Raw genomic sequence first — 8656 nt, forward strand, 5'->3', positions numbered from 1 at the left:
CAGAAGTGTCTATTATTGCGGATGTGATTATCGGGGATATGGAGGAACGGCGGGTCGTAAAGGAGAAGGAAAATATTGATGATATTTCTTTAAGACTAAAAGATAAAAAGAAAAAGATTGAAGAAATGAAAAAAGAAATGAAAGAGATTAACGGTAAACTTTTAAATGACCGGAAAGATATTGATAGTATCCGTGATGAGCTGTCTTTGGACCGGGAGATGCTCTTGTCTCCGGATAAGGAAAATGCAAATAAGAATGAAAGAAAGAAATCTGCCGGGAATCTGGCGGAGCATTTCGAGAAACTTGCTGATAAAGAAAGAGAAGTTACCAAAATGATTGCTGAGCTTATGAATATTAAAAGCCGGTCGGAGTCGAAAGAGATTGTTTCCGACGCCAAAGAGCTTCTAAAGGAAGCAAAATCAAGGATTACGCAGGTGCAAGCGGTAGTTAAAGACATTAAGGAAGAAAAGGAAAATCTTGAAAAACTGAAAAATAAAGTTGCAAAGATGTACCCGGAATTTGAGGAGGTTATTTTTTCGAAGGATATGTCTGAAAGTACTTTGACGAAAAAAACCGGAAAAGTCCTTGATGTCAAGGGCGCAAAAGCAAAATTACAGGATGCCTCGGACACTGCGGAACTTCTGGTAGAAAAGGTCGAGGAAGTCAGAAAGAAGATAACGGAGACCGGAGCGGCCGTTTTAAATGTTGTAAAAGAAAAGGAACTCTTCCCGGAAGAAGTTAAGGAGCTTAAAGAAATATATGTGAATACTTCGGAAGGACAGTTAAACAAACTGGAGGAAGTTAGAAAGAAAATACTTGAAGAAAAAAGCGTTATTTACGTTTTGAATAGCCGGGAAAAACAGGGTAATAAATATTTGAATCCTGAAGAGGTTCTGAAAAGTTCTGGTAATATTATCGGATTATCTGAAAAATTAAAAGAAATAGAAAAGCAGGTTGCCATGCAATACCGGGAGGCTGCCGCCAAGAAGAGTGCTTTTGAAGAAAAACCGGCGTCTGACAAGAAAAGTGAGGCCGTTATCAGTTTGGGTCAACTTCAAAAAGAGCTTAAGGATGTTGAGATAAAAAGGTCGGAAATAACAAGGAAAAGGAATAGTTTGGTGGCGCTGGAAGAAAGTATAAAGTCTTCCGTTGAAAAGGCTGAAAAAGACAAAGAAAATATTAAAACGGCGGATAAAATAAATTTACCTCCGGCTTCTGGAACTTCCGCGGCAGTTGATGATGCTAAAAGGATCCCGGTTACAACTGCTATGTTTCCGAAAAAAGAGGCGAAATCTCCCGCCGGTATTGCCGGAGTTGATGAAAGTACAAATTCCCTGAAGGAACCTGAAGATAATAAAGTTCCGGGTGTTCAGCCGGAAACAGGGGCTGATGTCATCGCCGGTAAGTCCGGAGTTGCAAAGGCAGAAGAAAACTTAGCGGAAAAAGATGCAGCTCGGGAAAATAGAACTGTAAAAGCGGAAACTCAGGTTAAAAAACCTGAGGAAAAAGGTATGACGGTTAAAACTGCGGAGGAAGAGGAAAGTGTTATTCAGATAGGCTTACAAGGTCCTTCGGATTTTGAAAGTATTCCCGAAATGACTAAAGAAAAAAACATGGAGGGGAGGGGGAATGCAGGGAGTTCTTCCGGTGCTGCTTTTGTGTCGAAGGGTTTTAAAAATGAAAAGGAAGTGACCGGTTCAAAAGGCGAAGATATCAGGGATGCAATTAATAGGATAGATAAACTGGTAGAAAAACTGGATCTGGTAGGGAGAGAAATTGCGGGCAGGATTATGGAAGCGATAAAGCGTAAAGAAGTTGCTGCAGAAGTTGCCGAAAAGAAAACATTACAGGTTGAAACTCCGGCAAAGGATACACTGCAGGAAGGAACAGCTGAGGCCAAAACAGTAAATGAGCCGGCAAAAAATGATATGCAGGGGGATATCCCTGCCTTGCCTGAGCTCTCTGTGAAAAGCGGTGAAACCGTGAGTACCCGGGAACATCTTGACAGCATCGGTTCAGATCTGAATAAGATATTAACGGAGAAAAAAGGTGCAATTGATGAAACTACAAAAATGGCGAAAGACCTCTCCATTACGGATATAAAGAAAGAAAAAAATGTCGGAGTTGATGATAAAGCAACCGAAGTCGCTATCCGGCTTTCCGAGGGGGCTATAAATTTTGATTATAATAAAGCGGAAGTGAAAACCCTGTATTTTAAACTCCTTAATAAGATAGTCAAATATATAGCATTAAATCCTGACAGTAAAATAAGAGTAGAAGGACACACCTGCTATGTCGGTTCAGCGGATTATAACAAGATACTTTCCAGGAAAAGAGCTGAAGCTGTAGTTGATTATTTTGTCAAACACGGGCATTTGCATGAAGGAAGTTTTACGGTTGCGGGCTTAGGCAAAGACAAGCCCATAGCTCCCAATGAAACTGAGGAAGGGCGTTCGAAAAACCGAAGAGTGGAGATAATAATTGAAAAATAAAGATATGGTCTCGACAGGGAAACACAGACCGCGTAAGCGTTTTGGTCAGAATTTTTTAACTGATTTGAAACTGCGGGAGTTCATTGTTAACTCCGCTTTTATTGTAAAATCCGATACGGTCCTTGAGATCGGGCCGGGAAGGGGTGAGCTTACGGGAATAATCGCAGTAAGAGCTCCCGTTATTGCCGTGGAAATAGACCGTGATCTGGTAAAACTTTTGAGATCAAGGTTTGAAACAAATAAAAATGTTGAAATAATAGAGGGGGATATACTCTCATTTGATTTTAAGGCCCTGCCGGTTAAAAAGATAAAAGTAATAGGAAATGTTCCGTATTATATTACAACTCCTATTATTTTTAAGCTGCTTGAAAATAAGGAAAAAGTAGAAATAGCCGTACTTACGATACAAAAAGAAGTAGCAGAACGGTTAGGAGCCTCACCGGGAAGCAAAGATTATGGGGTTTTAACAATAATGGTAGGCATGTATGCAGAAGTAGAAATATTAAAAATTATTCCTGCTGCCGCCTTTTATCCCGCCCCGCAGGTTGATTCTGCTGTGATAAGTGTTAAACCAAGGGAGTTTATGCGGGCTTCAGTTAAAAATCCGGCCAGCTTTGAAAAACTTGTCAAAACGGCTTTTCAACAGCGGAGAAAAAATATAAGAAACGCTCTTGTAAGGTTTGGAGCCGAAAAAGAAAAAGTAAAAAGTATTCTTAACTCGTGCGGGATAAATGAAAATTCAAGGCCTGAAGATGTATCCATCGAAGAGTTCGCAAAACTTGCAGATGCACTGTCTTAGACTGAAAACTAAAAGCAATTTCGTCATTCCCCTTCCAAAATAAAAAAACTCAACATAATAAGTGCTTTTCTCAAATTTCGTGTTTATTGGGAAATGAAATTCCTCATGACGGTTATTTTCTTGATTTTGTAGTTGCCAGATTCATCGGGCGCCTTAAAAACGCTCAATAAATTGAGCAACTACAAGAAAAATCACGCACTTTTCCCTTCACGAGGAATTTCTGCAACTTTCCTAAACTGCTTGTATTTCTTACTGTTTAATTATACAATATATAATATAATACATTCGAATGTAGGGGGACGAATGGGAAGATTCCCGGAAAGGAATAAGAATTTAAACAGATTTAACAGGATAGGAACTAAATAAAACACATCCGAACCCACTCATTTTAGACGTGGGTTTTTTGTTTAATATTGAAAAAGCGAAGGAAAAATGAAAAAAAGGCAAAAATATAAGGGGTCGCTGTATGCTATAAGAGGTATAGAGTACGTCCAGAAGGGGAATTATGCTAAAGCTGTTTCTTTCTTTAATAAAGCAATAAGCCTGAAAAACAAAGATGCATATGTTTTGAGAGGGATGGCCTACTCAGACATTGGGCAAACAAAAAAAGCTATTAGTGATTTTGAACAGGCAGTCAGATTTAATCCGAAAGATTACAAGGCGTATTCTTATCTTGGGATGAACTATGGGAAATCAGGACATCATAGAAAAGCGATTTCGGCCTTAAATAAGTCAATTTATATATATTCAAAATATGCTTATGCCTATCTTTGCCGAGGAGTTACTTATGAAAAGGGTCGAAACTTCAAAAAAGCAATAAAAGATTATACTGAGGTCACGAAACTTGACAAAAAAGACGCAGGAGTATATTACAATAGAGGAAATGTTTACTTGGCAATGAAACAATACGAAAAGGCAATAAAGGATTATAGCAAACTTATAAAAACCGGCAAAAGAAATACGGACAGAATTAATGCTTACAATAATAGAGGGGTATGCTATACAAGAATAAAGCAATTCAAAAAAGCAACACTCGATTGTAATAAAGTAATCTCGCTCGAACCTAAAAATATAGGTAATTATTGGAATAGAGCATTTAATTACTTTGCTGCAGGACAGTTCAGAAAGGCAATACCCGATTATGTTAGAGTACTCAAGTTTGAACCGGAGAATTTAGATGCATACTATAGACTTGGAGAATCTTATCATAAATTAGGAGATATTAAGAAAGCAAGATATATAATGAGAAAAGGCTTAATGAAAAGCCCGACGGATAAGGATTTTAAGAATTATTTGAAAAAGTTAAAAGATATAGTTGATAAGAAAATAAACGAGGCCAAATGAAAAGATTTCTATTCGGGATTCTATTTGTTATGGTTTTTTCAAATGTACTATTTGCACACGGGCTTATTGTAAATGCTAACACGCCTCTTTTCGCAGATGGTAATTATTTTGTCGGAATATTATTCATAGCCCTTTCGTTTATTGCAAAAACGTTATTTTTAAAACATTATCAAAAACTCAGTTTAAGGAAAAGTCTAATTAGTTCGACAGTATTAATGTTAGTTACTACAATTTCTACAGTTTTAATATATGCAGGAATTTATATAACTTTAACTTCAGGTTTCGGAACAGGATATGAACCTGTAATTAAATACCCCGCTTTTATTATAGTAAATGTAATAATATGTATGCTTATTTCAATATTTGACGGATTATTATTAAGACGTATCATAAAGACGTTTAAAGAATCATTTAAATTTTCCTTAAAGATTAATACATTCATCTACATCCCCGCTATTATCCTTGTTGTGATAGTTTACTCTCCGTTTAATTATTTTGTTGGAGGATATGCCAATGATTGGTGCAGGGACAATTTAAAAGTTATTGGAGAATTATTATATAAATATAGCCTTGAACACGATGGCAAAATCCCGACGGCCAAGGATATTGACGAACTCAAAAGCAAATTGGCTAAATACTATGATAAAAAAATGAACCCCTGGCATAATAAAGATCAGGATATAGAAGGTCTCTTTAGTTGTCCAGTAGAGCAAAGAATAAGCGGCAAGAAAAGTGTATATAAATGGAATACTGCTTTTAACGGGAAAATTGTAAAAGATTTTAATAAAGATGACAAAGCTTTGATAATTGTGTGTCTTGACAAGTGGCATGGTGACTGGCTTGAACAGTACCGGCCTAGTTTAAAACCAGAGGATTTACTTTATATAAAGATAAAAGCCGAATTTAAAAATGATCTGAACTCAATAATTAAAAAAGCAAAAGAAAGTAAGGAAGTTGATGAGAAAATAGAACTATTTGAAAAGGCCAGAAAGATGGCGGAGACAATGAGCTGGTCAACAAATACTCCCGAAGAGGAGTGTACTGTTGAATTGATTTATCTTTATGCAAAGAAGTTTCACAATTTAAAAGCCGCAGATATGCTCCGTAAGTTAAAGCTTAAAGAAGGTGAGTTCTGTATTATAAAACCTTTTGATTTTGGCTTAGATGGCAAGGAAGAAGCAATCCTAATAAAAAGTGGCAGGAATTTTGGAGTAACCTATACAAATATCGGCCTTAAAGTGAATGAATTTATGCCCGGACGACACATGGAGAAGGAATTGGGTATAATAGAAACAGGAAAGAATAAATTATTATTGATTGAAACAGTGGGCTGGGGTGAAAATAAGTACGATGCAACATTGTTGGGTATGGAAACGGGAGAAATAAAAGTGCTTTTTTCCAGCGAAAGAACAGATTTAGAAGATAAAGGTATAAAATATTTACAGCTGGGTGATAAAAAAGAAATAATATTAAAAAAAGCCAAGTATACCTGGAATGGCAGCACATTTGTGAAAAATTAGACTAAAATATCGTGGAAATAAAGAAGAATATACCTTCTTATGGAGAAGGAACGAGGAAAATGAAAAAGAAAAGAAAGATAATAATCACGTCTTTTGTGGCTGCAATAATAATCTTTTGCATTATTGGAAGAATATTGTTGAAAGAAAAAACTTTAACCGAAAGAGCAGCCTTGATAAGTGAGTTATCTGTTCCGGACAATGTTAAAGTCGTTAAACACGATGAATTTTGGTGGATTTCAAATGGATACCTTTACCTTGAAATTCAATTAGAAAAAGAGCAGTTGAATAAAATAGTTGATGAAGCTAAAACAAAAAAAGAGTATTTACTTGGAGACAAGATAGAGAATTTGAATTGGTATCTTTCAGGTAAATATGTACTGCCAAAAGATTTATCAAAAGTGTATTATTGGTATGAAAAGTCTAAATCTAGTGATCCTTTACGATATACTATAGTGCTAATTGATATGGTGAGCGGTAAATTGATAGTTTATGTAAGTGACAGTTAAAAATATGTAAGAGAGAGTGAGACAAACAGCCCAATAAATCGGTAGAGCTGCAAAAAAGGTAAATAGACAGCGCAGGAGTGTAATATGTATCTGGGAATGCTGAATAAAAGAAAATTGTATTATCAATATTGTAATGATAAGAATTTAAAGGTTGTTTTGAAGAATGCGTCCTGGGTTTTATGTGTAATTGCGACTAAAAGCGTGAATATTGATGGCTTAGATGAAAATCTAAACTACTATTTAAGTAAAAAGCCCTGTTGGATAACTACTGGCGGTCCAAAGGCAGTAAGTATTCATGATTTTATAGATGCAAAAACTCGAGGACGGAAATATTTTGATAAAGTTATTACAGACTTTGATACAATACTGAAAGGAGCCTTGAGAAATTCAATATATTTAACTGAGAACTCAAAGAAAATAATAACAAAACAGATATTTTTAGACGTTTCCAAGCGAAAGCCCATCGGCGGAAGCAGTTTTAAAATACTATTGCGTGAAATGAAAAAGGAATGCTTCCTGAAAAGAGGGAACAAATGAAGAAGCAAAATATAAGCAAGCTAAAGATTGTTGCTGTGCTGGTATCTGTTGTTTTGCTTGGCCTTTTATTTGTAATATATTTTGCTTCTGATTTAGCTCGTGAGGTTGAAGGTAGGAAAAATGTTGAAAGATGCAGGTTGTTAAAAGTTGGTATGACAAGAAGCCAAGTTAGAGGCATAATGAAAGCCACTCCGATGAGTATGCATGCCGAAGAAAATATAACGGAAACATGGTATTTTGAGGGGCCGCATGCAGCATCAACAGCTCCCCATGTGATATTTGATAAACAAACTGGAAAAGCTATTAAAATTATTTGCGATGATTCAGGTATCCAAGTGTTAGAGAAAAAGGATGACATAAAAAGCAAGAGTGAAGAATCAATACCTGAAGGGAAAAAGTATGGCAATGTTACGCCAATAAAAAAAGAGCTGGAAAATGAAATACTAAAACAGTTGAATAAAAGCGCTTTTATTGTTGAGACAAATATTCTTACTCAAACCCCAAAGGCAAGAGCTCTTGTTGCCTGGATGATTGACCCTGAAAAAGTACCATTAATGACAGAAAATGCATATACTTGTCCGGAGTATTCCAGAGGGAATCACTACAGCGGTCCATTAAGGATATCTTTGTTGGATCTTACAACACTGAAAATAATAAACACTTTAGACGTAATAAATGGACGGGGAAAGGATAAATTTGATTTACCTTATAGAATAAAAGGTAATAATTGGGAAAATTATCATAATCCTGATTTGTCTGCATGGTACAAAATTAGTAAAAAACCCTTTACGGAAGAGGAATGGGATAATCCGCCTATCATGTGGCTTAAGGACTATAATGGCGATGGAAAATTATTAGAATTCGGTTTGTTTGATCAAATAGCTTGTATGGGGATATATACCTGCTGTATCGGCTATTCCGAAAAGCAGGACAACGTTATCTTTTATAAAGTAGACGACAAAGACTGGGCGGACTACTTATTTAGAGAGAAACAGAAAAGACCAGGCGAATGGGAATTTGAAGTAGATTATCGCGGAAGAGGCGGCGGTTTAGCAAAAACAAAAGTAAAATACAATAAAGAAAAAGAATGCTTTGAAACTGTAAAGTAATTATATACTTGAGGTGAGAATGAAGAAAACGAGATTGTTTTTAATAGCGTTACCGTTCTTTTTGTTTGCTGTAATAGATTTCAATTCTGATGTATGGGCGCAGCAGGAAACAAGAAACGACAAAAAGGTATCTGAAAAAGAAATTGCAAAACTGCTGCAGGATTTGATAACTGATGATAAAACTGTCCAGAGAAAAATATTAGAAAATCTCAAAAAGATTGATAAGAATATAATAATAGAGTTTTGTAAAAAAGTATTACGAGGTACAATTCCCCCAAAGCAGTGGACACAAAGAAGAGATGGTGCTAATATAGGAACCGTCTCAGGGACGGAGGTGTCCAATGGAAGA

7 protein-coding genes and 1 pseudogene are annotated in these 8656 nt (G+C 36.0%); all 8 read left to right on the forward strand.

Going from position 1 to position 8656, the window contains the following annotated elements:
- The first annotated feature begins 2072 nt into the window (after nt 1–2072).
- The 8 genes and pseudogenes from A2536_04100 to A2536_04135 all read left to right on the forward strand — a co-directional run bounded on the left by A2536_04100 (nt 2073) and on the right by A2536_04135 (nt 8656).
- The gene (locus tag A2536_04100; protein ID OGF47820.1) at nt 2073–2492 is read left to right on the forward strand and encodes a hypothetical protein; all 420 of its coding nucleotides are present in this window, start codon (nt 2073–2075) and stop codon (nt 2490–2492) included.
- A gap of 4 nt (nt 2493–2496) precedes the next feature.
- Nucleotides 2497–3291, forward strand: a complete 795-nt coding sequence (locus tag A2536_04105; protein OGF47821.1) for a ribosomal RNA small subunit methyltransferase A — start codon at nt 2497–2499, stop codon at nt 3289–3291.
- A 432-nt stretch (nt 3292–3723) separates the two neighbouring features.
- Nucleotides 3724–4635, forward strand: a complete 912-nt coding sequence (locus A2536_04110) for a hypothetical protein (protein OGF47813.1) — start codon at nt 3724–3726, stop codon at nt 4633–4635.
- On the forward strand, nt 4632–6155 hold the full coding sequence (locus A2536_04115) for a hypothetical protein (GenBank protein ID OGF47814.1): 1524 nt from the start codon (nt 4632–4634) through the stop codon (nt 6153–6155). The genes A2536_04110 and A2536_04115 overlap by 4 nt, the downstream gene beginning before the upstream one ends.
- Before the next feature lie 59 nt (nt 6156–6214).
- Nucleotides 6215–6661 (forward strand): hypothetical protein, encoded by a 447-nt coding sequence (locus A2536_04120; protein ID OGF47815.1) that lies wholly within the window; start codon nt 6215–6217, stop codon nt 6659–6661.
- 84 nt (nt 6662–6745) lie between these two features.
- Nucleotides 6746–7198, forward strand: a complete 453-nt coding sequence (locus tag A2536_04125; GenBank protein OGF47816.1) for a hypothetical protein — start codon at nt 6746–6748, stop codon at nt 7196–7198.
- Nucleotides 7195–8307 (forward strand): hypothetical protein, encoded by a 1113-nt coding sequence (locus A2536_04130; GenBank protein ID OGF47817.1) that lies wholly within the window; start codon nt 7195–7197, stop codon nt 8305–8307. Before A2536_04125 ends, A2536_04130 begins: the two co-directional genes overlap by 4 nt.
- Nucleotides 8308–8326: 19 nt before the next feature.
- Nucleotides 8327–8656, forward strand: a pseudogene (locus A2536_04135) (hypothetical protein).

The organism is Candidatus Firestonebacteria bacterium RIFOXYD2_FULL_39_29 (genome assembly GCA_001778375.1).
In the GTDB taxonomy this organism is placed as follows: Bacteria; Oederibacteriota; D2-FULL-39-29; order D2-FULL-39-29; family D2-FULL-39-29; genus D2-FULL-39-29.

Coding starts and splice junctions, on each gene's coding strand:
- A2536_04125 (OGF47816.1), top strand. CDS start 6,746: ATGTATCTGGGAATGCTGAATAAAAGAAAATTGTATTATCAATATTGT.
- A2536_04130 (OGF47817.1), top strand. CDS start 7,195: ATGAAGAAGCAAAATATAAGCAAGCTAAAGATTGTTGCTGTGCTGGTA.
- A2536_04110 (OGF47813.1), top strand. CDS start 3,724: ATGAAAAAAAGGCAAAAATATAAGGGGTCGCTGTATGCTATAAGAGGT.
- A2536_04100 (OGF47820.1), top strand. CDS start 2,073: ATGGCGAAAGACCTCTCCATTACGGATATAAAGAAAGAAAAAAATGTC.
- A2536_04105 (OGF47821.1), top strand. CDS start 2,497: ATGGTCTCGACAGGGAAACACAGACCGCGTAAGCGTTTTGGTCAGAAT.
- A2536_04120 (OGF47815.1), top strand. CDS start 6,215: ATGAAAAAGAAAAGAAAGATAATAATCACGTCTTTTGTGGCTGCAATA.
- A2536_04115 (OGF47814.1), top strand. CDS start 4,632: ATGAAAAGATTTCTATTCGGGATTCTATTTGTTATGGTTTTTTCAAAT.